This window comes from Streptomyces angustmyceticus, from assembly GCF_019933235.1.
Classification (GTDB): Bacteria; Actinomycetota; Actinomycetes; order Streptomycetales; family Streptomycetaceae; genus Streptomyces; species Streptomyces angustmyceticus.
In genome coordinates this window covers 3,865,708-3,887,289 of the sequence record NZ_CP082945.1, presented here as the reverse complement: position 1 = coordinate 3,887,289, position 21,582 = coordinate 3,865,708, and the positions used below count along the sequence as shown (strand labels likewise).

Below are 21,582 nucleotides of genomic sequence, written 5' to 3'. Positions count from 1 at the left end.
GCCAGGAGTCCCCCATGGGCACGGACGCCGCCGCACGCGACCGGAGGGCACGGCGCAGGGCCGCGCGGCTGGCCCTGGCCGCCGCGACCGCGGCCGCCCTGGTCCTGCTGGTGTTCGCCGGGCTCAGCAGCATCGTCCTGCTGGGCGCGGGGGCGGCCGGTCTCGTCGTCACCGCCGCGGGCCTGTGGTGGGCGCTGGCGCGGCGCGGACTCCTGCGGGTGCTGGCGGGCACGCTGGCCGTCGCGGCCCCGGTCGCGGTGCTCGCGCTCTACGTCTGGGCCGGTCTGCTGTGGGTGGTGGTGGTCTCGCTCGGCCTGTGGGCGCTGGCGCTCTCCGCCGGAGGGGCCGCGCTCGGCCGGGAGGCCCGGCCCGGCCGCGCCCCTGAGGTCCGGGCCGCTCCGCCCCGCCGCCCGTTCCTGATCATGAATCCCCGCTCGGGCGGCGGAAAGGTGGGCGCCTTCCGCCTGAAGGAGCGGGCGGAGGAACTCGGCGCCGAGGTGCACCTGCTGGACACCGCCTGGCACGAGGACGTGGTCGCCCTCGCGCGCGGCGCCGTCGAGGCGGGCGCCGACCTGCTGGGCGTCGCGGGCGGGGACGGCACCCAGGCGAAGGTGGCCCAGGTGGCGGCCGAACACGGCGTCCCGTTCATGGTGATCTCCGCCGGCACCCGCAACCACTTCGCCCTCGACCTCGGCCTGGACCGGGACGACCCGGCGAGCTGCCTCGACGCCTTGACCGACGGCGTCGAACTCCGCGTCGACCTCGGCTTCGTGGGCGGGCGGGCCTTCGTCAACAACGCGTCCTTCGGGACCTACGCGGCCGTCGTGCAGAGCCCCGCCTACCGCGACGACAAGGTGCGGACCATCCTGGCGATGCTGCCCGACCTGCTGACGCACCAGCGCGGCCCGCGCCTGACCGTGCGCGCCGCCGGCACCGTCGCCGACGGGCCCCAGGCGGTCCTGGTCAGCAACAACCCCTACCGCATGGGCGACCCGGCCGGGCTGGGGCGGCGGGAGGGCCTGGCCCAGGGCGTGCTCGGGGTCATTGCCCTCACGGTCGACAACGCGGCGCAGGCGGCCGGCGTTCTGCGCGGCCGGCACGGGCGCGGCCTGACCGCGCTGACCGCCGGCGAGGTCGTCGTCGACGCCGACGAGCCCGAGATCCAGGCCGGTGTCGACGGCGAGGCCCTCACCCTGCCGGTCCCGGTCCGCTGCCGGATCATGCCCGGGGCGCTGCGCGTACGGGTGCCGCGACGCCGTCCCGGGGTGCCGCGGGCGAAGCCCCCGATGGACTGGCGGCGGCTGCGCGGCCTCGCGCTGGGGAGGGAGCGGCCCGACGCGGGACGGGGCGGCGCCTAGGGGGTGTCCCGGGGACGGCCCTGACCGTGCGGCCGGGGGCCGGAGTCATGCTGCGGGATGTCCGCGTATGAGGTGTCAATCCGGGCTAACATCAGCAGTCGGAAAACTGGCTGGAAAGTGCCCCTGAAGATGGCGGGCAGCGCGGTCTCGCGGTGAGAGAACCTCCCCCGCGGCGTCCCCTGTCCCTACGAGACCAGCGCGCACCATAACTAACGCGAAGTTGCTCGCTTTAGTCTTTCCCGGACAATACTTGGCGTGAACCCGCACTGCAATACGGAGCCGTCGTGACGACAGCGCACCATGCCCCGGGCGAGGCCAGACCCGGCGGTCGTACCGCCCGTACCCGCCAGGCCGTATTGACCGCGGTGTTCGAGGAGTTGGGCGACGGCGGCTTCGCCGGACTGACCATGGAGAAGGTCGCCCAGCGCTCGGGAATCCACGTCGCGACGCTCTACCGCCGGTGGCGCTGCACCGAGGGCCTGGTGTGCGATCTGCTGACCTACCTGAGTTCCGACGTGCCGCTGCCCGACTCCGGCACCCTGCCCGGGGACCTGCGGGAACTCGCCCGCTCGATAGCCGCCTTCTACGGGGAGGCGCGCAGGCGCCTGCTCATCGAGGCGGTGGTCTCCGCCGCGGCCCGCGACCCGCAGGCGGCGGGGGTGCTGCGGTCCTTCTTCGACGAACGGCTCGCGCTGGCCGGGCGGATGGTGCAACGGGCCGTGGAGCGCGGCGAACTGCCCGCCGACACGGACCCGGAGAAGGTGATGGCGGCGCTCGGCGCCCCTTTCTACTACCGGATTCTGATCGCCCGTCGCCCCGTCGACCAGGATCTCGCCGCGTCCGCCGCCACCGCCGTCTGGGCGGCGGCGCGGGCCGGCGCCTACGGACGCGCGGCCGACGGCCCGGCGAACGGCGCGTCCCCCGGCGGCTGAGGCCACCGGGGGACGCGGGAGCGGGGCAACGGGCGCCGCACACCGGGCCGTTCGGCCCCGCGACGGCGGGCGCGTGCGGCCCTCGCTCCATGACCTGCGGCGGGCGCACGGCCCGCCATGTCCCGCCCGTTACGTGCCGAGCAGGCCCGCCATCCAGGACTCGACCTCGTCCGACCGCCGCGGCAGCGCGGCCGACAGGTTCCGGTTGCCGTCGTCCGTCACGAGGATGTCGTCCTCGATCCGGACGCCGATGCCGCGGTACTCCTCGGGGACCGTCAGGTCGTCCGCCTGGAAGTACAGACCGGGCTCGACGGTCAGCACCATGCCGGGCTCCAGGGTGCCGTTGACGTACTGCTCGGTGCGGGCCGCCGCGCAGTCGTGGACGTCCAGGCCGAGCATGTGGCCGGTGCCGTGCAGGGTCCAGCGGCGCTGCAGCCCCAGCTCCAGCACGCGCTCGACCGGGCCCTCGACCAGGCCCCACTCGACCAGCTTCTCGGTGAGCACCCGCTGCGCCGCGTCGTGGAAGTCGCGGTAGGCGGCGCCCGGCTTGACCGCCGCGATGCCCGCCTCCTGCGCCTCGTACACCGCGTCGTAGATGGTGCGCTGGAGGTCGCTGTAGCGGCCGTTGACCGGCAGGGTGCGGGTGACGTCCGCGGTGTAGAGGGTGTGGGTCTCCACGCCGGCGTCCAGCAGGAGCAGGTCGCCGGAGCGCACCTCGCCGTTGTTGCGGACCCAGTGCAGGGTGGTGGCGTGCGGTCCGGCGGCGCAGATCGAGCCGTAGCCGACGTCGTTGCCCTCGACGCGGGCGCGCAGGAAGAACGTGCCCTCGATGTAGCGCTCGCTGGTCGCCTCGGCCTTGTCCAGCACCTTGACGACGTCCTCGAAGCCGCGGACGGTCGAGTCGACGGCCTTCTGCAGCTCGCCGATCTCGAACGCGTCCTTGACCGCGCGCGCCTCGGAGAGGAAGACCCGCAGCTCCTCGTCGCGCTCGGCGGTGACCTTGTCGGTCAGCGCGGCCTCGATGCCGGCGTCGTGGCCGCGCACCACGCGGACCGGGCCGGTGGCCTCCTTCAGCGCGCCGGCCAGCTCGCGGACGTCCTTGCAGGGGACGCCGAGCAGCGCCTCGGCCTCGTCGAGGCTGTGGCGCCGGCCGACCCACAGCTCGCCCATGCCGTCGAGCCAGAACTCGCCGTTCTCGCGGTTGGAGCGGGGCAGCCGGTGGAGCGTCGCCTCGTGCCCGTCCCGCGTGGGCTCCAGTACCAGGACGCTGTCGTCGGTCTGGTCGCCGGTGAGGTAGACGTACTCCGTCGCGGCGCGGAAGGCGTACTCGGTGTCGTTGGAGCGGGTCTTCAGATGGCCCGCCGGGATCACCAGGCGCTCGCCGGGGAAGCGCGCGGACAGCGCGGCGCGGCGGCGGGCCGCGTGCGCCGCCTGCTCGATCGGCCGCAGGTCGCGCAGCTCGGTGTCGGCCCAGCCGCCCTTCATGTTCTCCGCGAGCTCATCCGAGACGCCCGGGTAAAGGCCGTTCTTGCGCTGCTTGATCGGCTGCTCGTCCTCGTCCGGGGTCTCCGGCGTGAGCTCGTCGGTCACCATGCCTCCTTTTAAGAGTGAACCGCGTTCCATCGTATGTGCGGATCGAAAGCGGTCCAGGGGCAAAAAGGTGTGACCTGTCCGGCGCGACGATTCCCGGCCGCACGGCGCCGGGCGGGGCGGACGGCGGGGCCGGGGCGGACTCCGGCGCGCGCCTCCTGGCCCGCCGTACGTCGGGGGCCGCGCCCGGACCGGCGGCCCTACTCCTCGAAGTACGCCGCGAGCAGCACCACGTCCTCCTCCGACGAGGGATCGTCCAGTCCCTGCGGCAGCATCGTGCGCACGATGTGGTCGACGACCGCCTCCGGATCGTGCCGGCTCGCCCGGGGGACGCTCGCGGCCGCCGCGTGCAGCCGGGTGAAGGCGCGGTCCATGGGCTCGCCGGTGCGGTGCAGCAGCCCGTCGCTGTAGAGCAGCAGGGTCTCGCCGCCGGCCGGCTCGATCTCCACGCTCGGCGCTTCCCAGCAGGCCAGCATGCCCAGCGGCGCGGACAGCGAGGTCTCCACGAACTCCGTCCGCAGATCGCCGAGGATCAGCGGCGGGCAGTGGCCGGCCCCGGCCAGCACCAGCTTGCGGGAGAAGGGGTCGGTGACCCCGCCGGGCGGCGCCGCCGGCCCGCCGGGCGCGCCGGGCGGCGGCTCGGTGAAGGCGAACAGCGCGGTGGCGCTGCGGGCCGGCTCGGTCAGCCGCAGCAGCAGCTCCAGGTCCGAGAGCACCGCGACCGGATCCTCCCCCTCCATGACGGCGTAGGCCCGCAGGGACGCCCGCAGCCGTCCCATGGCCGCCACCGCGCTCGGGCCGGAGCCGGTCACCGAACCGACCGCCAGGCCCAGGGCGCCGTCGGGCAGCGGCAGCGCGTCGTACCAGTCCCCGCCGCCGCGCGGCCCGGTGCTGTGCCGCACCGCCAGGCGTACGCCGGGGATCCGCGGCAGCCGCTGGGGGAGCAGCTCCTCGCGGAGGGTCTCGGTGGCCCGGCGGCTGCGGTGGAGCGCCAGCAGGAGGGCGAGGTGCTCGGCGGCGTGCGCGCGGTAGAGGCCGACGAGATGGCGCTGCCGCGCGGTGGGCTCGGCCGGTTCGTCGTAGAGCCAGACCGCGGCGCCGGTCCTGCCGAGGAGGTCGGCGCAGAGCGGCACCGCGTAACTGGCGGCGTACCCGAGCCGGGCCGCGACCTCGCGCAGCCGGGGGTCGAGGTCCTTCTCGCCGGGGATGTCGGGCTCGGCGATCTCGGTGCAGGGGCCCGCCGGTCCGTCGTGGCAGGGGTCGTCGAGCGGGCCGGTGCGGGTGTCGTCGGCGGTGGCCCGCTCCGGGAGGCCGTCCAGTATCCGCGCGTACGACAGGGCGCGGCGCGGGACGGTCTCGATGTGACCGATCTCGGCGTGGCCGAGGCCGAGGCCGACGGTGGTCTCCGGGCCGAGGCCGTCGGACGGGGCGAGGACGACCAGCCCGCGGCGCGCCCCGACCAGGGCGGCGCCGGCGCGCAGCAGCTCACGGAGGGCGTCCTCCAGCGTCCGGGTGCGCGCCAGCCGTTCGGTGAGGTCGTGCAGGGTGCTGAGGTCGGAGATCCAGCCGGCCAGCCGGTCCTGGACGGCGGCGAGTTGGCCGACGGCCAAGGGGTCGGGGAGGGCGCCGGACAGGTGGTCCGGGGAGGCGCCGACGGCGGGTTCCGCGGGGGCTTTCGGCCCGTGGGGGGCGACAGTGTGCGCGGGGGCGGGAAGAGCTGGTTCGATTCCAGCCACTTTCGGAACGTGCGGGGCGGTCATGGCCGACAGCTCTCGTTGCGCCTGGTATAGCCCCAGGTCAGGCCGCTATTTGGTAGGGAGTGCGGCATTTTGCTGAGTGACGTTGTGCGGTACGAACGGCCGCTCAATTTCCTCAATAGCATCGCAAACCCCCATGTCATGCTGCTCCGCTATGAATGCCTCCACATGTACACGGAGCAGAGAGGCGATGTCCAGCATTGTCCCCATGGGGATTGTGGTGTCAACGAGGTCTGTAGATTGGCCTGAAAAAAGCCCCCTGAACGTCAATTTGCGGTCGACTGACGGCGATCAGCAGCGCGTCATCACCACAGTGGCGGGTACGTACTCGGAAAGGTGCGGGCCGGTTGGTGCCGTACCGGAACTCTCCGGCGGGCACCGGCGTCTAACAAGCCGACGACCGCGACGCACTCCCAAGAGGCGGGGACTGCACCACGGAAGCGCAAGCGCCAACGCACGCCACCCCTCGCCACGCTTCACGCCCGGCGTACGGCGTGATGCGCTGCTTTGTACACGCGGTGACCAGTGACCACGTGGCGTGATCGATGCGCGATCGACCCCGGGTTTCCACCGCCGGGCCGCAGGACACGCCCCACAACGGCAGGTAGCGGCACGGCGCGGACGTTGGTGAAACGGGACATGTAGTGCCATGCAGTGCGATGGACAAAGCCCTCGGCGTTAACGGAAAGGAACGAGCGCTCATGCGCGAGATCCTCGGAAGGCGACGCAAGCTGCTGTTCCGACGCGGCGGAAAGTCGGCGCAGCTCGGTGCGGCGCTCCACTACGCCACCGAGTGGCAGTGGCCGGTGCTCCCCGGTGTGGGACTCGGATCCCCCGGCCGCCCGCCGGCCGGCGCCCGCCTCGGCCTCGGCGAGCGGAGCGCCCGGCGGTGCAGCTGTCCGGACCCGGAGTGCGTGGTGCCCGGCGCGCACCCCTTCGACCCCGGTCTCCTGGCCGCCACCACCGACGCCCGGATGGTGCGCTGGTGGTGGACGAACCGCCCCGACGCCCCGGTCATCCTGGCCACCGGCGGCCGCGCGCCCTGCGCGGTGAGCCTGCCCGCCGTCGCCGGGGTCCGTGCCCTGGCGGCCCTGGACCACTTCGGTGTGCGCCTCGGCCCCGTGGTGGCCACGCCCACCCGCTGGTCGCTGCTCGTCTCGCCGTACGACCTCCCGGAGTTGGGCGAGCTGCTGCACTCCCAGGACTGGGTGCCCAGCTCGCTGCGGTTCCACGGCGAGGGCGGCTACGTGGTGCTCCCGCCCTCCCAGATCGGCACCGGCCGGGTCCGCTGGGAGCGGCCGCCGGCCGCGGTGCCCGCCGCGCCCCGGCTGCCGAAGGTGGCCACGATCGTGGACGCCCTCGTCACCGCGAGCACCAGTACCCCCGACGGCGGCAGCCGGCTCGCCTACTGACGCCCACGGATGCCCCGGGCGCCCGAAGTCCGCTCGGCTCGGGCGCCCTCCTGCTGCGCGGGCGCGGACCGCGGCCGCGCAACCGTCGGGCGGACACCTGAGGGGCGAACACAAACGCCCCGAAGCCCATCACCCGTTCGGGTGCGGCCCGCCCCGGTCTCCCGGGGAACGGGGCGTCCGGGTGCCCGGGCCCGCCCTCGCCGGCCGATAGGTTCGGCCCACCGTCAAGCCGTCGTCAGCGGCACATCAAGTGCAGGTGGGGCCCATGCAGCGTGCGCAGAAATTCCGCGTGATCGGGCTCGCCGGCGTGGCGCTGCTCGCCGTCGCCGTGCCGCTGGGCGCCGCGATGGCCGGCCCGGCCGGCACCTCGGCTCCGGCGGCGGGATCCGCGGACGCGGTCAAGGCCGAAAACCGCTCTCCCGGGGAAAACGGAAGAAGCGGCGATAACGGCGCCAAGCCGGGCAAGAAGGCCGCCGCCGGGTCGAGGGAGCCGGCCGGCTCCTCCGGCCGCCCCCGCCCGGCGTACCTCTCCGGCCGCACCTCCCGCTGCGGTCCCGAACTCACCGCTCCCCAGGGGGTCGGGGCCCAGACCTGTGTGCTCGCCGAGGGCGGTGCGACCTGGGGGCGTACGTACTACCGCAACCGGACCGGGGACCGGCTGCGCGCCGTGCTGACCCTGCTGCGGCCGGACGGCAGGACCGTCCAGGTGACCTGCGAGGTGCCGGCCGGCGGCGTGCCGGGCCTGTGCGAGACGCCGTCCGCCCCGACGGCGCGCCGGAGCCGGCCGCCGTACGCGGCGGTGGCGGAGATCGCCGATGCGGCGGGGGAGCGGCTGCTGCTGCGGTCCGGCAGCAACTCGCCGGTGGGAGGCGGCGGTTCGGGCCGCTGACGAGGCGGGTCCGCCGGGGGCCGGAGAGACCGAGCGGAATGCCTGGTTCCGGACATGGAAGCGCCCGGTCGCTGGCGACGGGGGATGCACCAGCGACCGGGCTTCTAGAACCGTAACAAGAGATCGGTGGTTCGCAAATTCGATCGTGGATTTCCGGACGCCTATTGACCGGAAGCTATGGGCAGTTGTGACAGGTGTCACGCCCGAGGTCCCTGAGGCGTCCGGACCGCACGGCCGGGGGCGGGCCGGTCAGCTCAGCGTGATCTGACGGTTGGTGAGCCCGCCGCGCGCCCGGCGCTCCTCGGGGGTCAGCGGGGCGTCCGACGCCAGGGCCTCGGCCAGCCGCTCGGCGAACGCCGCGGCCGGCTTGGCGACCTCGTCGGCGCCCATCTCCGAGGGCAGGTCCCAGACCGGGACGACCAGGCCGTGGGCGCGGAACGAGCCCACCAGTCGGGTGCCTTCGCCGAGCGAGGCGGCGCCCGCGGCGTGCAGCCGCGCCAGCGCGTCCAGCAGCCGCTCCTCGGGGTGCGCGGTGACCCAGCGCAGGTGGTTCTTCTCCGGCGCCTCGCACCAGTAGGCGCCCTCCAGGCCGGGGATGCGGGCGGTCGGGACGGCCGCCGCGTTGGCCCGCTCCAGGGAGGCGGCGACCTCGCCGGTGGCGTGCTCGGCGTTCTCCACCCAGAACTCGAAGCCGGTGTGGACGGTCGGCTCGAAAGGCGCGTCCGCGTCGAGCAGGTCCTGCAGCCGCGGGCCGTCGGCGGAGTGCCGCTCGGCGGCGACCGGGTTGCCGGGCTCCGTGGCCAGCGCGCGCTGCAGGGTGTCCGCGAGGTCGCGGCTGAGGTCGCCGGAGGCGGTGTCGTTCTGCAGGCCGAGCAGCACCTCGCCGTTGTCGCGGCGCAGCGCGGGCCACGCCATCGGCAGCACGGTCGCCAGCGTCACCGACGGAACGCCCTCGGGCAGCCCGCCCTTCAGCGTCAGCCGGGCGGTGGCGGCGGGCACCAGCTCGCGCATGGCCACCCAGTCGCACTCGCCGGGCAGACCCTCGAAGGGGCGCTGCACGAGCTCGGTGGCGGCGTGCGCCGCCTGCCGCCCGTGACAGGCCTTGTACCGGCGGCCGGAGCCGCACGGGCAGGGCTCACGGGCGCCGGCGACCGGCACCTCGCCGTCCTGCGTCTGCGGTGCTGCGGCCTGGGGCTGGGGACGGCGCTTCTTGGCCATGGCGACGGTGTCTCCTGGTCGATCCTGGGCGTACGGACGCGTTTCGGCGCGAGCCTAGAGGATTGCGTCCGGGGTCGCGCCCGGTTGCGCGCCGGGCCGTGTCCCGCCCCTGGTGCCGTGCACGCCGGTGTGTCCCGGCGTGTCCCTATGGCAGGTCGTCGAAGTCCGGGAAGCCCGGAGCCGGCGGCCGGCCGCCCGGCACGCCCGCGCCCGTGGTGAGCGAGGGCGGCAGATCGGGCGTGAGGTCCACGCGCGTAGCGAACGCGCCTTGGAGCGAGAGGGCCGCCCAGACCGTCACCTCGCCGCCGGCCGTGTCGCGCACGCCCCAGTCCTTGGCGAGCGACCGGATGATCGCCAGCCCGCGGCCGCCGCGCGCGGTGACCGACGGAGTGGCCGGAAGAGGCCGGGTCGGGCCGCCGCCGTCCGTGACCGCGACGGTCAGCCTGCCCTGTGCGTCGATGCGCCAGGAGGCCCGTACGGATGCCGGGGTGTCCTGTGCGTCGGGCGTTACGGAATCCGGCGATCCGTTTTCGTATATCGGACGCGCATGGCGACACGAATTGCTCAACAGTTCCGAAAGAACGAGGACCGCGTCATCGACGACGGTGTCCTGAACTCCACTTGCCAACAGTTCTTCACGCATGCGTCGCCTGGCCATGCCCACACCCACTGGACCATGGGGTACGGCCATGATCGACGACGTCGGCACCTCTTGTGCCACCACCAACGCCACCCCCGAGACCTCCTTTGCCCCACGCCACGGGATGAATGCCCCAATGGACTGGACCGGAAACCGGCCAAGCGACACGCGGTGACGCATTGGACATAACCGAATACGGCCCGAATGCGCCGGTGCACACCCTGTGAAGGGCTTTACCCAAGACCCAGCTGGTTTCGCACCTGCTTGGGACGATTTGTAATGACGGCGTCCACGCCCAATTCCCGGCACAGCTCGACATCGGCGCTGTCGTTGACGGTCCAGACGTGCACCCGGTGCCCGGCGCGGTGCGCCTTTTCGACGTACTCGGGGTGCGCGCGGAGGATCCGGATCCCCGGGCCCGCGATGCCGACGCCGGGCGGGAGCCGGCCGTCGCGGTGCCGCGGGGTGAGGAACTGCATCAGGTAGACCCCGGGGATGCCGGGCGCCGCGGCCCGTACCCGGTGCAGCGAGCGCGCCGAGAAGCTCATGACGCGCACCGGGGAGGTCCGGTCGGTGCGCGGGGCCGGTCCGGCGTACCCGAACCGGGTGAGCAGCTCGACCAGCCGCTCCTCCACCTGTCCGGCCCAGCGGGTGGGGTGTTTGGTCTCGATGGCCAGCTCGACCCGGCGGTCGGCGTCGGCGACCAGCTCCAGCAGCCGCTCCAGCGTGAGCACGGAGGTCCGCTCGGGGTCCTCGTGCTGCCGGTCCGGTGCCTCGTACCCGGTGCCCTCGTCCTTCCAGGAGCCGAAGTCGAGCGTCGCGAGGTCGGCGAGTTCGAGGGCGGAGACCGAACCGCGCCCGTTCGAGGTGCGGTTGACCCGCCGGTCGTGGACGCAGACCAGGTGGCCGTCGGCGGTCAGCCGGACATCGCACTCCAGGGCGTCCGCGCCGTCCTCGATCGCTCTGCGGTAGGCGGCGAGGGTGTGCTCCGGGGCGTCCTCGGAGGCGCCGCGGTGGGCGATGACGGAAATGGCATGACGGCCCGGACGGCCGTCCTGGGCGGGGTGCGCAGAGGTCACCGCGTTATCGTGCCATCCACCGTCGCCGGGCCGCCGGGCGCGTGCCCCGGGGTGCGGAACAGGGGATGCGCCGGTTTTGTCCGGCATAAAGGATGAGGGCAGAGTCACAGCCTCGGCTTACGGCGCTCTGACGCGTGGTGGGAAAGGCTGAAAGGGAGGCTCGCCCGTACCCTCCGGCCCGCGCTTTCCGGGCCGGGGACGCGGACCGGGCCTCACGACAGCCGGGAGGCGCGGGCCGGAGCCCGCGGTTCAGGGCCCGCGGATCCCGGTCCGCGGACCGGGACTCGCCCGTACCGCCCGGATCCTTGATGCTGGAGTACCGGATCCCCCGTCCCGTACGGGGAACGCTCCGGTCCCGGAGGGCCCGCAGGGCTCCCCGGCCCGGAAAATGCGACCAGGAGGCCCTCGGGCCCCCGACCGCACCACCGGCGGACCGCCAGGCCCGCCGACCGCACCACCCGGACGCACCCCCAGGGTCCGGCCCAACTGCAAGCCCCGGAAGAAACGGCATCGCCCCCGGACACCGAGAGGTGGACGGGCACCCGGCGGAGGGAACACCCCTCCCGCCGGGGCCGTGGGCGCCGACAGTCGTGAAGCTGAGGAGAGAGCTGTGAGCACCGAGAACGAGGGAGCCGCCGTCCCGTCGGAGGCCAAGCCGCCGACCGGGCCGCAGCCGGACCGCGCCTCCGCGTCCGCCTCCGGCGCCCAGACTCCCGGCGCCCCGCCCGCGGCGCCCCCGCCGCCGGACTTCGCGCCGACGGTCACCCCGGCCTCCGGCGGCGGCTTCGACGGTCCGGGGCGGATGCCTCCGTACCACGACGGACGCGTCCCGCAGCCCGGCTACGGCCACCCCGGCGACGACCCCACGGCCGACCGGACCGCCCAGATCCCCGCCTACCCGGGGGCCGGAGCGGGCGGAGGCGGCTGGGGCCAGCAGCCTCCCCACGGCGGCGGCGACCCCTGGGGCACGACCGGCGGCCCCGTCCCCAAGCGGCGCAACGGCGGCCTGATCGCGGCCGTCCTGGTGGCCGCGCTGGTCGCCGGCGGCATCGGCGGCGGCATCGGCTTCTGGGCCGCGGGCCAGAACGACAGCGCCTCGACGACGGTCTCCGCGTCCGGCGACCCCGGGGCGCTGAACCGCAAGCCCACCTCCGTCTCCGGGATAGCGCAGAAGGCGCTGCCGAGCGTCGTGACGATCGAGGCCCAGGGCGCCACCGGCGAGGGCGGCACGGGCACCGGCTTCATCTACGACAAGCAGGGCCACATCCTCACCAACAACCACGTCGTCGCCAGCGCGGCCGACGGCGGCAAGCTCACCGCGACGTTCTCCAACGGCAAGAAGTACGACGCCGAGGTCGTCGGCCACGCCCAGGGCTACGACGTCGCCGTGATCAAGCTGAAGAACGCCTCCGGCGCCCAGCTCAACCCGCTCCCGCTCGGCAAGTCCTCCAACGTCCAGGTCGGCGACGCCACGATCGCCATCGGCGCCCCCTTCGGCCTGTCCGGCACGGTCACCACCGGCATCATCAGCGCCAAGGACCGCCCGGTGGCCTCCAGCGACGGCGGCGGCACCAGCGCCTCGTACATGAGCGCCCTGCAGACGGACGCCTCGATAAACCCCGGCAACTCCGGCGGCCCGCTGATGGACGCCGCCGGCAACGTCATCGGCATCAACTCCGCCATCCAGTCGGCCGGCAACGGCGGCGGCCTGGGCGGCGAGTCCCAGCAGTCCGGCAGCATCGGCCTGGGCTTCGCCATCCCCATCGACCAGGCGCGGCGGGTGGCACAGGACCTGATCAGGACCGGAAAGCCGGTCTACCCCCAGATCGGCGTCCAGGTCGGCATGCGGGACACCGGAAACGGCGCGACCATCGCCCGCACCGGCAACAACGGCTCCGACGCCGTCACCCCGAACGGCCCCGCCGACAAGGCGGGCCTCAAGCCCGGCGACACCATCACCAAGCTCGACGACACCGTCGTCGACAGCGGCCCCACCCTCATCAGCGAGATCTGGCAGCACAAGCCCGGCGACCAGGTCACCCTGACCTACAAGCGCGGCGGCAAGGAGCACACCGCCCACGTCACCCTGGGCCAGCGCACAGGCGACAAGTGACGCGCTAGTCTGATCCCGCGACACCCAAGCGCCCCGCGCGCCGGTGCCGCGGGGAGGCTTGCCCGAGCGGCCTAAGGGAACAGTCTTGAAAACTGTCGTGGCGGCAACGTCACCGTGGGTTCAAATCCCACAGCCTCCGCAGAGGTAGGAAAACTGCAGGTCGGAGCGGGTCCCGGTTCTTCCGGGGCCCGCTCCTTCTGCGTGCGCTGTCTCACCTCAGACGCTCGGATCCCAGTCGTGACCAGCGCGTGTGGCCAGGCTGTGGCCAGGTTCCGGCCCGTGGGACCTCACCTTCTGACGGCGGGGTCCTCTGGTCACGCGAGCTCCGAGCTGCCGGGCGAGCGGGAGTGCTGGCCGTGCGGTGGCCTCGACACCACGCCCAATGAAGGCCGCTGGGTGTGGATTCAGCCATGAGTACGCAGTTTGCGTCAGCCTCACGGAATGTGACCTATTGGCCACGTGGGGCGAGCTATATCAGAGGACTGTGAGGCGGTCGGGAATTGACGGCGGAGCCTTGACGGGTGGTCCGCGGAGAGTCCGCACTGCTGGTCTCCCGATCGCCGAACTGGCCATCAGCCGAGCAGTTCATGGGGGAAGCCAGCTCATGCCGCAGTCCGGCCCCGTCGGAGACGACGATCGCATCAACGCACTGATAGACCACCGGCGGACCGTCGCCAACCTCCAACGTCAGATCAAACGCACCCGCCTGGTCAGCGTCGCCACCCTCATTGGCGTGGTCGGGCCTCCGTTCCTGCTGCTCTCCCTGGTCGGCGCGACCGCTCTCACCTGGCGCCACTACAACATGGCGCCGATCAACGTCTTCGGTGTCGTGTTTGCCGGGGCCCTCTTCGTGGGGTGCGCCGTGTTCAGCAGTAACTTCGACACTGCGCAGCCCTGGATTAGGAACGAGGAGGGAAGTCGCACGCAACAAGACCTTTCGGTCGCGGAGCTGAAGCTGAACCTCGAACTGGCCGAGGAAGAGCGGGTTCTGGCCGCGTCCAAGGTCGCGCGGGCGGCCTTCGATCGGCAGTATTCCTACCGGGACGCCATCCCCCGGGAGATCGACCGCCTGCGGGGGGAGAGCGCGAGCTATCGCCGCTGGCACAACTGGCTCCAATGGACGCTCATTCTCTGCTCGGCCGCCGTCACCGGCGTCACCGCTCTGTATGACACGCCGCAGCCGGGCAAGGGCATTCTCATCGGCCTTGGCGGCACCGTCACCGTCATCACCTCGGTAATGGGCTACTTCAAGTTCAAGGAGCGCGGCTTCAACCTCCAGCAGACCGCCGATTCCATCGAGCAGGAAGTCACCGCTCTCGACCTGGCCATCGCCCCGTACAACCTCTCCGACGAGAAGGAGAGCCTGGAACTGTTCGCCGAGAGGGTCGAGGCCCTGCGTGTCGAGCAGCGCAAGCGTGAGCAGCAGCTCGACCAGCCCCATCAGGGTCGGCAGGAGGTCGTGTGACCCTGTCCGCCCGGTACGGCCTCCAGCGGTGGCTCCTGGCGCCCCGCACCACCTGGCGCGCCCGCCGGCTGCGGGCCGACCACCCCCACCTCAGCGGTGATGAGGCGTGGCTGCTCGCTCGCCTGCACCGGCATCCCGACGAGGTTCCGTACGCTTACGGGTTCCTGCAGCGGCGAGCCCGGGGCCAGGGGGACTGAGACCCGCTCGTGCCCAGTAGCACGGGACCGGTCTTGGGGACCATGTTCCCCAAGACCGGAAGCGTGGCGCCGGCGCTAACAGCTCGCGGACCGGGCAGATGCGTGACGTCACGTTCAGGCGGCGGGGTCCTCTGGTGCCCCCAGGGCGTCATCGATGAGCTGGTTCGCGCGATGCTCCTGGCCGCGGAGGATCTTCGCGTAGAACTTCCACAGCACCGCGATGCTGTGGCCGGCCCGCCGGGCGACTTCCACCGGGTCCACTCCGGCCTTGATCCAGAGCGATACCCCGGCGTGCCGTAGGGAGTATGGGACCTCCGCGAGGGGGCTCGCTGTGTCCTCGGCAGAGAGCGCCTTTTCCCTCGCCTTCTGCCATACCGCAGCGTACTCGGTGGATCTCACCCGGCCGCCGCGGGCCGCGGCGAACAGCCGGCCATCGGGAGCGGTGCCGTACGTCTCCATGTGCCGGCGCAGCATCGCCACCAGGACGGGCGGGACCGGGACCGGCCGGGTGGTCTTGCGCGCACGGCGCTTGAGCCCGCGGAGCTCGTATGACTTGCCGTCGTCCGTCCAACCCGCACCGACCTCCGGGCGGCTCCGGTTCAGGATGAGTTCGCCCCAGCCGGACGCGGGCAGCTTGCAGTCCCGCTTGCTGAGCTGGGCCACCTCGGACGGGCGCATAGCCGCGTAGTACATGCAGCCGAAGAACCCGTGCAGGTGCTCTCCTCGCTTGCCCTGGTCCCGTACTGCCTCCAGCAGAGCCCGCGTCTGTGCCGGGTTCGGCACGTAGCGGAAATCCACCTCGTCGTCGGTTGCCGGCGGATCCCAGTCGATGCGCGAGAGCGGATTGCCGGTCAGCAGGTCCCGTTCAACGGCGTATCGCAGAGCGTTGTTGAAGGCGGTGCGCTTGCGCCTGACCGTGTTCTCCGCTGCCTTCTTGCCGTCCAGCTTCAGGGACAGGGCCGTGAGTGCTCGCCGCAAGGTGTCCGAGTCGTTGAGGTCGGCGACTTTCAGGGAGTGTTTGGCGACCCAGGTGAGTGCCGACGCAATTTCGGCCGCGGGCCCTCGCTCCTTGGAGCCCTTCCCGGCAGGTCAGAAGCCATGACGCTTCACTTACGGGCTGTCCCTTGAAAGCTGTCGTGGCGGCAACGTTACCGTGGGTTCAAATCCCACAGCCTCCGCAGCGGTAGAGAAACAACGTCCCCGTTCAGGGCGGCGGCTGCGACCGGATCCACGCTGTCGATGTGGGCGCGGGCGGCGACGGGCCGTGACGCCATCGCGCCCATAGCCGGTGCAGTGGAGACGACGTTCTCGTACTTACGGGCACGCGCCGGAAATTCAGCTGTGCACCGTGGCGCGCACCACTTCCTGTGGTTCAGGCAGCAACCCGGCCATCGAACCTGGGACTTGAAGGTGTAGGACGACAACGGCCCTTGTGCTGCCTATCCCTGATGGGGCCACAGGTCATATGAGCATGCAGCGCCCCGGGGGTGTCACGCGAACGCGGTAAGCTTTGACCCGTCACCTTCCTGGCTCGGTGGGCGCCTTAAGGCCTACCGATGGAAAGGGGGTGATACCGCATGTCCGGATCGCCGTCCCCGCAGGGGGAGGACGAGAAGGACCCCAGGTTCTGGACGCGTGAGCGCTTTCACCAAGTCGCCTTCGAGGGGCTGATGTTCCTCATCAAGGTGCTGCTGCCGGCGCTCTTCGGCGGCGGGTGTGGCTGACACCACACCCGCCGCGCTCAGAATCTGAAGCGGTCTGGAGGGGTTCGCGCGTACTGGTGGCCACCGAGCGCGAGCCCCTCTTCTCTTTATGTGCTTCAGCGCCTACATGGGTATGGGATACCCATCAGCGACGTTAGAGGACGGGAGCCGTCCTAACTTCTCTAAGAGAATGCATCGCCTAGCCGGCTAATGCAAACCTCTATAACCCTAAACGGTACCTGCGCGAGGCCCTGACCAGCAGATACTCTCCATGTGCGGCTCCCGCCGGCTAGTTGACTCACACACGTACACCTAAACGGTACCCTCGGGTTGAGTCGGACGAGGGATGAGGAGGCAGCGTGGCTCGGGGCGCGGGTACGTTTGATGGCCACGCGCTGCGGTGGCTGAGGCAGCGCAAGGGGCTCAGCGCAGCGGAGTTGGCGGCGGATTTGGGGACCTCGAAATCCGCGATCCTCGCCTACGAGAGTGGGAAGCGTGTGCCGGAAGCTCGGCGCGTGGCGGAGTTGGGCCAGGCTCTCGGCCTGACCGATGTCCATGTTCTGTGCCCCGAGCCCCAACGCCATGTCGAAGCGCACAGTCTGTATGCGATGCGGCGCCAGAGAGGGCTGACCGCAGCCCGCCTTGCTGAGCTGGCCGGCATCAGCCGTAGCACGTATCGCAGGATTGAACAGCAGGCACGGCTCCCCTCTCGTGGCCGGGGAGCGGTACCAGTACGGCTAGCGGAGAGCCTCGGAGTTCCGCTGCGTGCAGTGATGCAGGCCTTGCATACTCATCCGGCCGCAGTGATGCGACGGGCACAGGCCGTCAAGTGTGTGGGCGCGCTCTTCGAGCGCGCCCACACGACAGGCACGCCCGCAGTCGTAGACCCGGACGAACAGGACCTCCTCGCGCTTGCTCGCCTCATTGGGCACCCTGCCGGCGTCGTGTGCCGCCTGTTCAACCAGCAGATCGGAAACTACCGCGCATTCCTTAAAGACCGCGAGCGGTACACCGCCGAGGTCGACTACGCACAGAACGATAGAGAGCGGCGGGTCGCTCATCTTCACCTAATGGAAGTGGAGACGCGCATCAGAGTCGCTCCCGAATTGGCGGCAGCGTTCCTCGCCGATTTCCTCGACGATGCGATGACCTTCCGCCAGTGGAGGGCAATGGTGGCCCTCTCAGGTGCAGGCCGACGCGTGGAACGCCCGGAGCAGGGAGTCGAGCTTCCCGAATCGTTCGACCCCGATGTCTGGCCTGGACTCCTCGGCCGACGGTTCAGCGGGGGCCGGCCTTTGATCCGCGAACGCCTCGATGCCCAGCAAGAGGTGAAGTACTACTCCCCCACGGAGGCAGGACTTCACTACTACGAAGTCAGCCGTGAGATCTACGGCGCTCTGTATCCGCGCCAATACGCTCCCCCAACGCAACGAACCAGGCCCCGGTCGGGGGTCGTGCGGTACCCGCGGATGTGGCCGGTAGACGAGAGGGATGTGTTCGCCTCCTGGTCATGGAGGTACGACGAGCGGCTACTGGGATACCAGGGGAGAGCATGAACTTTGTGCAGCTGTCCCGCAGTGAGGGACAGCTTCACAGGGTCCGCATGGGGCTCTGCTGAGCGAACAGGCATGGGCGCTGCCTGGGGTGTTTCGGCATGGCATCCGGGCAGTTCGGGTGCGTGTGGCCATCCTGCGGCCAGAGTGGCGGAGCCAGGAATCGACCTTGCGGTTACCTAGCAGGTCAGACCGCGTACCGAACCAGGGAACCCAGCAGTCTTGAAAACTGTCGTGGCGGCAACGTCACCGTGGGTTCAAATCCCACAGCCTCCGCAGAGGTCAGCGAAGTAGCTGGTCAGAAGGGGTGTCCCGCTTCGGCGGGGCACCCCTTCTGCGTTCTTCCTGTCTCACCCGGTTCGCCTCCATATCGGCGTTGGCGGGGCGTACGGGCCAGAGGCGGGCGGGCCAGGAGTCCGAGGGGGACCCCGGCGCACGTCCCGCACCCGGGGGCTTTTCGTCGGTCTCTTGTGGCGCATCTGGCACTCGCGTTCCTGGTCGCAGCCGAAACCGCGTGCGGCCGTCGGGTGTCGCTGCGCGGTATTAGTCGGCTGTTAGTGGAACGCCAACCTGGTCTTCGAAGCTGATCAGCGTCAGGGAGCAGGACGAGAGAACAGCGCAACAGGAGACCCGATGAACACCGCCACCGCCACCGCTGCCAGCCGCTTCCGTGGGCGGGCCGGTCGCCGTATTGCCGCAGCCATCGTGGCCGCGGCGGCGCTGGGTCTGGGGGCCACGGCCTGCGGGGACGGGGCTGGGCCGGCTGCCGCTGCCGGATCCTCGGGCTCTTCGGCTGCGACCGGCTCCCAGCACACGTCGGACTCGGCACGGTCCACGGGCGGCTCCTCCGGCTCCAACTCCGGCTCGCAGGGCCAGAGCGGGGGCAAGTCCGCCGGGGCGTCGTCGGCCGACCAGACCGGCGGCGGGTCCGCCGCCGCTGGGGGTGGGTCCGCCTCCACCGGGGGTGGCGTCGCCCATGCGGGTAACCACCGCACGATCGTTGGCAAGTTGGAGTACCTCGCGCCCGGAAAGCTGATCGTCAAGCCCGAGGGCGGCGGCATGGACCAGGCGTTCTATGTCGCCAACGCCACCACGGTCCTCGGCGCGGCCGCGATCTGCTCCGGCGATGACGGCAGCGTGTCCATCGGCGGTGACGGTTACGGCACCGCGAAGTGCACCGTGGACCAGTTGGAGAAGGCCGCGAAGACCGGCAGTGTCACCGTCCGCGTCACCATGGACCGCAAGTCCGGCGCCGCCGAGACGGTCGAGGAGAAGTACCACCCGTAAGCCGCTGCGCCCGGAGCTACGCGGGTGCGCTTCGCGGGAGGCTCGGGAATGTTGGCGCGCTGCTTCGCGGAGCCCGTCGCCGCTTCATGAGTGCGTGCGTGAGGCTGTGGTCGAAGCGGGGCGTCGTACGGCGGAGAACGGTCCCCGATCGGAGGAATCCGGTTGGGGGCCTTTTCCTTTTCATCGCCTGAATGGGGAGATGGTATTGGGTTGCGTGGCGTTTTTAGGGGTCTTTATCGCGCGGGCAAGGCGTAGCGGAAGATGCAGGCGTAGGTGTAGGTGAAGGCTCAGGGAAGCCCCGGACTGCGTTGTGCGGTTCGGGGCTGCTTGTGTGGGCTGGGCATACGATTGGTGGGGAGCGCGCGTTGTCTTTCCTTGGAGCGATCGATGTCTGATTCTGTGCCCCGCTCGCTCGACCAGCGGCTGGATGTCATTGCGCGGCATCCTTTTCGTGCGAAGTTTCATTTGCGCGGGCGGGAGTTGGCCACGGCCGAGTTGAGTGGCCCTTCGGCGATGCGGTGGCATGCCTATGACCTCATTGCCAAGCGGCTGGCGCCGGCGGAGCCGTACAAGGACGGGAAGCAGACGCCGTACCGCGGTCACCCGGTCTTTGTCGCGCAGCACGCGACCGCGACCTGCTGTCGTACCTGCCTTGAGCGTTGGCACGAGATCCCCAAGGGGCGGGAATTGAGCCGCGCGGAGCGTGCCTATGTGGTGGGGGTGATCTGCCGGTGGATCGAACGTGAGGTGGAGTGTTCTTCGGGGACGATGAATGCCGGGCCTAACGCTTGACGGAAATTCGTTATGTCTGCTGAGTCCTGGTTTTGCTTGCGCGGTAGGGTGGCGGGGAGTGGTGGAATTCAATTTGGTTGTGATGGGGGAAGTGGGGAGAGGTTGCTGTGGGTGTGCGGAGGGTGGGGGCGGCGAAGGCGGCTCGGCGGGGGGAGATTTTGATTCGGCGGGCTGTGGGGCGGGACGCTGGGCGGCTTACCCGGCTGGTGCGGAGTTCTCGGGCGTATGAGGGGCGCTATTCCTCGATGGTTGAGGGGTATCGGGTGGGGCCGGATTACATCGAGGCGCATCGGGTCTTTGTCGCCGTGGAGGAGATACCGGTCGGGGAGGGCGGCGGTGAGCGGGTGGTGGGGTTCTATGCGCTGCTGGTGGAGGCGGCCGAGCTGGATCTGATGTTCGTGTCGGACCAGGCGCAGGGGTACGGCATCGGGCGCCGGCTGGTCGAGCACATGCGGGGTGAGGCGCGGAAGGCTGGGATCGACGGGGTGCGGGTGGTGTCGCATCCGCCTGCCGAGGGTTTCTATCGCAGTGTGGGCGCCCGGCCCGTCGGGACGGTGCCCGCGAATCCGCCGGCGGTGAAGTGGGACCGTCCGGAGTTTGTCTTTCTGGTGGGTGAGGTGGGTGAGGGTGAGTGATCAGCCCCGCCGGGGAGTGACAGGAAGTAACCGGACGTAGTCGGAAGTAATTCGTTGGCGGTGCGGGCCTTCGGCGTTGAGGGTGGGGGGATGGAGCGTTCTTTTGAGGAGCTGGTGGCCGAGGCCGATGCCGTGTCGGTCGAGGGGTGGGATTTCTCGTGGCTGGCGGGTCGGGCCACGGAAGAGCGGCCCTCGTGGGGTTATCAGCGGGCGATGAGCGCGCGGCTGGCGCGGGCGTCGGCGGCATTGGATATCCAGACGGGTGGCGGGGAGGTGCTGGCCGGGGCGGCGAAGTTGCCGCCGGTGATGGTGGCGACGGAGTCCTGGCCGCCGAACGTCGCCAAGGCCACCGCTCTGCTGCACCCGCGCGGCGCGGTCGTGGTGGCCGATGCGGACGAGCCGCCGCTGCCGTTCGGCGATGCGGCCTTCGACCTGGTGACGAGCCGCCATCCGGTGACCGTGTGGTGGGAGGAGATCGCCCGTGTGCTGCGGCCCGGCGGCACGTACTTCTCCCAGCAGGTCGGACCGGCCAGCGTGTTCGAGCTGGTCGAGTACTTCCTGGGGCCGCAGCCGGAGGACGTACGGCGGGCCCGTCATCCGGAGGACGCGCGTCGGGCGGCCGAGGCGGCGGGCCTGGAGGTGACCGATCTGCGTGCGGAGTCGCTGCGGACCGAGTTCTTCGACATCGGGGCGGTCGTCTACTTCCTGCGCAAGGTGGTGTGGATGGTTCCCGGGTTCACGGTGGAGCAATACCGGGAGCGTTTGCGGGAGTTGGACGAGCTGATCCGGGCGGAGGGGGCCTTCGTGGCGCATACGACCCGGTTCTTGATCGAGGCGCGGCGGAGTTGAGTGGGGCGGGGATGGGGGAGTTGAGTGGCGCGCGACGAGGCTGAGCTGGGCTGAGTGGGGCTGAGTGGGGCTGGGTGGAGCGGCGCGGCGCTGTGCTGTGGTGCCGTCCCTCT

Annotated in this window: 19 protein-coding genes, 1 tRNA gene and 1 pseudogene; 15 read left to right on the top strand and 6 right to left on the bottom strand. The window is 71.1% G+C overall.

Annotated elements, in window-relative coordinates:
- Positions 1–14 precede the first annotated feature (14 nt).
- Positions 15–1,358 (top strand): diacylglycerol/lipid kinase family protein, encoded by a 1,344-nt coding sequence (locus K7396_RS17440; RefSeq protein WP_152104608.1) that lies wholly within the window; start codon positions 15–17, stop codon positions 1,356–1,358.
- A 284-nt stretch (positions 1,359–1,642) separates the two neighbouring features.
- A complete protein-coding gene (locus K7396_RS17435) occupies positions 1,643–2,290 on the top strand; it encodes a TetR/AcrR family transcriptional regulator (protein WP_086716385.1) in 648 nt (215 codons plus the stop codon).
- A gap of 129 nt (positions 2,291–2,419) precedes the next feature.
- On the opposite strand, the gene K7396_RS17430 is transcribed toward K7396_RS17435, so the two are convergent.
- Together K7396_RS17430 and K7396_RS17425 are read right to left on the bottom strand one after the other, a co-directional pair.
- Entirely contained in the window at positions 2,420–3,880 is a 1,461-nt protein-coding gene (locus K7396_RS17430) for an aminopeptidase P family protein (protein ID WP_174886934.1), read from the bottom strand.
- 200 nt (positions 3,881–4,080) lie between these two features.
- Positions 4,081–5,616, bottom strand: coding sequence for a PP2C family protein-serine/threonine phosphatase (locus K7396_RS17425; protein ID WP_086716387.1), 1,536 nt, complete (start codon positions 5,614–5,616; stop codon positions 4,081–4,083).
- Between the two features lie 722 nt (positions 5,617–6,338).
- On the opposite strand from K7396_RS17425, the gene K7396_RS17420 reads away from it, so the two are divergent.
- Both K7396_RS17420 and K7396_RS17415 read left to right on the top strand, forming a co-directional pair.
- Positions 6,339–7,049, top strand: a complete 711-nt coding sequence (locus K7396_RS17420; RefSeq protein ID WP_086716383.1) for a bifunctional DNA primase/polymerase — start codon at positions 6,339–6,341, stop codon at positions 7,047–7,049.
- 265 nt (positions 7,050–7,314) lie between these two features.
- On the top strand, positions 7,315–7,938 hold the full coding sequence (locus K7396_RS17415) for a hypothetical protein (protein ID WP_086716382.1): 624 nt from the start codon (positions 7,315–7,317) through the stop codon (positions 7,936–7,938).
- A gap of 249 nt (positions 7,939–8,187) precedes the next feature.
- Here K7396_RS17415 and K7396_RS17410 read toward each other — a convergent pair whose 3' ends face one another.
- The 3 genes from K7396_RS17410 to K7396_RS17400 all read right to left on the bottom strand — a co-directional run bounded on the left by K7396_RS17410 (position 8,188) and on the right by K7396_RS17400 (position 10,875).
- Positions 8,188–9,156, bottom strand: coding sequence for a DUF5926 family protein (locus K7396_RS17410; protein ID WP_086716381.1), 969 nt, complete (start codon positions 9,154–9,156; stop codon positions 8,188–8,190).
- Between the two features lie 145 nt (positions 9,157–9,301).
- Positions 9,302–9,976, bottom strand: coding sequence for an ATP-binding protein (locus tag K7396_RS17405; RefSeq protein WP_086716380.1), 675 nt, complete (start codon positions 9,974–9,976; stop codon positions 9,302–9,304).
- Between the two features lie 53 nt (positions 9,977–10,029).
- Positions 10,030–10,875, bottom strand: coding sequence for a glycerophosphodiester phosphodiesterase (locus K7396_RS17400; RefSeq protein WP_086716379.1), 846 nt, complete (start codon positions 10,873–10,875; stop codon positions 10,030–10,032).
- Between the two features lie 610 nt (positions 10,876–11,485).
- Here K7396_RS17400 and K7396_RS17395 point away from each other — a divergent pair.
- The 4 genes from K7396_RS17395 to K7396_RS17380 all read left to right on the top strand — a co-directional run bounded on the left by K7396_RS17395 (position 11,486) and on the right by K7396_RS17380 (position 14,650).
- Positions 11,486–12,988, top strand: a complete 1,503-nt coding sequence (locus K7396_RS17395) for a S1C family serine protease (RefSeq protein ID WP_086716378.1) — start codon at positions 11,486–11,488, stop codon at positions 12,986–12,988.
- Positions 12,989–13,040: 52 nt separating this feature from the next.
- Positions 13,041–13,127: transfer RNA gene (locus K7396_RS17390), tRNA-Ser, on the top strand.
- A 465-nt stretch (positions 13,128–13,592) separates the two neighbouring features.
- Positions 13,593–14,453, top strand: coding sequence for an SLATT domain-containing protein (locus K7396_RS17385; protein WP_208629095.1), 861 nt, complete (start codon positions 13,593–13,595; stop codon positions 14,451–14,453).
- Positions 14,450–14,650, top strand: coding sequence for a hypothetical protein (locus K7396_RS17380; RefSeq protein ID WP_086716377.1), 201 nt, complete (start codon positions 14,450–14,452; stop codon positions 14,648–14,650). Before K7396_RS17385 ends, K7396_RS17380 begins: the two co-directional genes overlap by 4 nt.
- A 114-nt stretch (positions 14,651–14,764) precedes the next feature.
- Here K7396_RS17380 and K7396_RS17375 read toward each other — a convergent pair whose 3' ends face one another.
- Complete coding sequence (locus K7396_RS17375; RefSeq protein WP_223660051.1) at positions 14,765–15,628, bottom strand: tyrosine-type recombinase/integrase; 864 nt, start codon at positions 15,626–15,628, stop codon at positions 14,765–14,767.
- 599 nt (positions 15,629–16,227) lie between these two features.
- On the opposite strand from K7396_RS17375, the gene K7396_RS17370 reads away from it, so the two are divergent.
- From K7396_RS17370 to K7396_RS17340, 7 genes and pseudogenes are all read left to right on the top strand, one after another.
- Positions 16,228–16,374 (top strand): hypothetical protein, encoded by a 147-nt coding sequence (locus tag K7396_RS17370; RefSeq protein WP_158101096.1) that lies wholly within the window; start codon positions 16,228–16,230, stop codon positions 16,372–16,374.
- Between the two features lie 338 nt (positions 16,375–16,712).
- Positions 16,713–17,102, top strand: a pseudogene (locus K7396_RS35970) (helix-turn-helix domain-containing protein); the annotation flags it as partial.
- Between the two features lie 84 nt (positions 17,103–17,186).
- Positions 17,187–17,909: a hypothetical protein gene (locus tag K7396_RS17360; RefSeq protein WP_223660463.1), complete on the top strand. Its 723-nt coding sequence runs from the start codon at positions 17,187–17,189 to the stop codon at positions 17,907–17,909.
- 630 nt (positions 17,910–18,539) lie between these two features.
- Positions 18,540–19,193, top strand: a complete 654-nt coding sequence (locus tag K7396_RS17355) for a hypothetical protein (RefSeq protein ID WP_086716374.1) — start codon at positions 18,540–18,542, stop codon at positions 19,191–19,193.
- A gap of 387 nt (positions 19,194–19,580) precedes the next feature.
- On the top strand, positions 19,581–19,985 hold the full coding sequence (locus K7396_RS17350) for a DUF4186 domain-containing protein (protein WP_152104609.1): 405 nt from the start codon (positions 19,581–19,583) through the stop codon (positions 19,983–19,985).
- A 155-nt stretch (positions 19,986–20,140) separates the two neighbouring features.
- A complete protein-coding gene (locus K7396_RS17345) occupies positions 20,141–20,620 on the top strand; it encodes a GNAT family N-acetyltransferase (RefSeq protein WP_152104657.1) in 480 nt (159 codons plus the stop codon).
- Positions 20,621–20,710: 90 nt separating this feature from the next.
- The gene (locus K7396_RS17340; RefSeq protein WP_152104610.1) at positions 20,711–21,469 is read left to right on the top strand and encodes a class I SAM-dependent methyltransferase; all 759 of its coding nucleotides are present in this window, start codon (positions 20,711–20,713) and stop codon (positions 21,467–21,469) included.
- The last annotated feature ends 113 nt before the right edge of the window (positions 21,470–21,582 follow it).

Bases quoted from the DNA above. Each gene is read 5' to 3' on its own strand.
- K7396_RS17440 (WP_152104608.1), top strand. From the start codon at position 15: ATGGGCACGGACGCCGCCGCACGCGACCGGAGGGCACGGCGCAGGGCC.
- K7396_RS17420 (WP_086716383.1), top strand. From the start codon at position 6,339: ATGCGCGAGATCCTCGGAAGGCGACGCAAGCTGCTGTTCCGACGCGGC.
- K7396_RS17415 (WP_086716382.1), top strand. From the start codon at position 7,315: ATGCAGCGTGCGCAGAAATTCCGCGTGATCGGGCTCGCCGGCGTGGCG.
- K7396_RS17410 (WP_086716381.1), bottom strand. From the start codon at position 9,156: ATGGCCAAGAAGCGCCGTCCCCAGCCCCAGGCCGCAGCACCGCAGACG.
- K7396_RS17405 (WP_086716380.1), bottom strand. From the start codon at position 9,976: ATGCGTCACCGCGTGTCGCTTGGCCGGTTTCCGGTCCAGTCCATTGGG.
- K7396_RS17385 (WP_208629095.1), top strand. From the start codon at position 13,593: ATGCCGCAGTCCGGCCCCGTCGGAGACGACGATCGCATCAACGCACTG.
- K7396_RS17370 (WP_158101096.1), top strand. From the start codon at position 16,228: ATGTCCGGATCGCCGTCCCCGCAGGGGGAGGACGAGAAGGACCCCAGG.
- K7396_RS17355 (WP_086716374.1), top strand. From the start codon at position 18,540: ATGAACACCGCCACCGCCACCGCTGCCAGCCGCTTCCGTGGGCGGGCC.
- K7396_RS17350 (WP_152104609.1), top strand. From the start codon at position 19,581: ATGTCTGATTCTGTGCCCCGCTCGCTCGACCAGCGGCTGGATGTCATT.
- K7396_RS17340 (WP_152104610.1), top strand. From the start codon at position 20,711: ATGGAGCGTTCTTTTGAGGAGCTGGTGGCCGAGGCCGATGCCGTGTCG.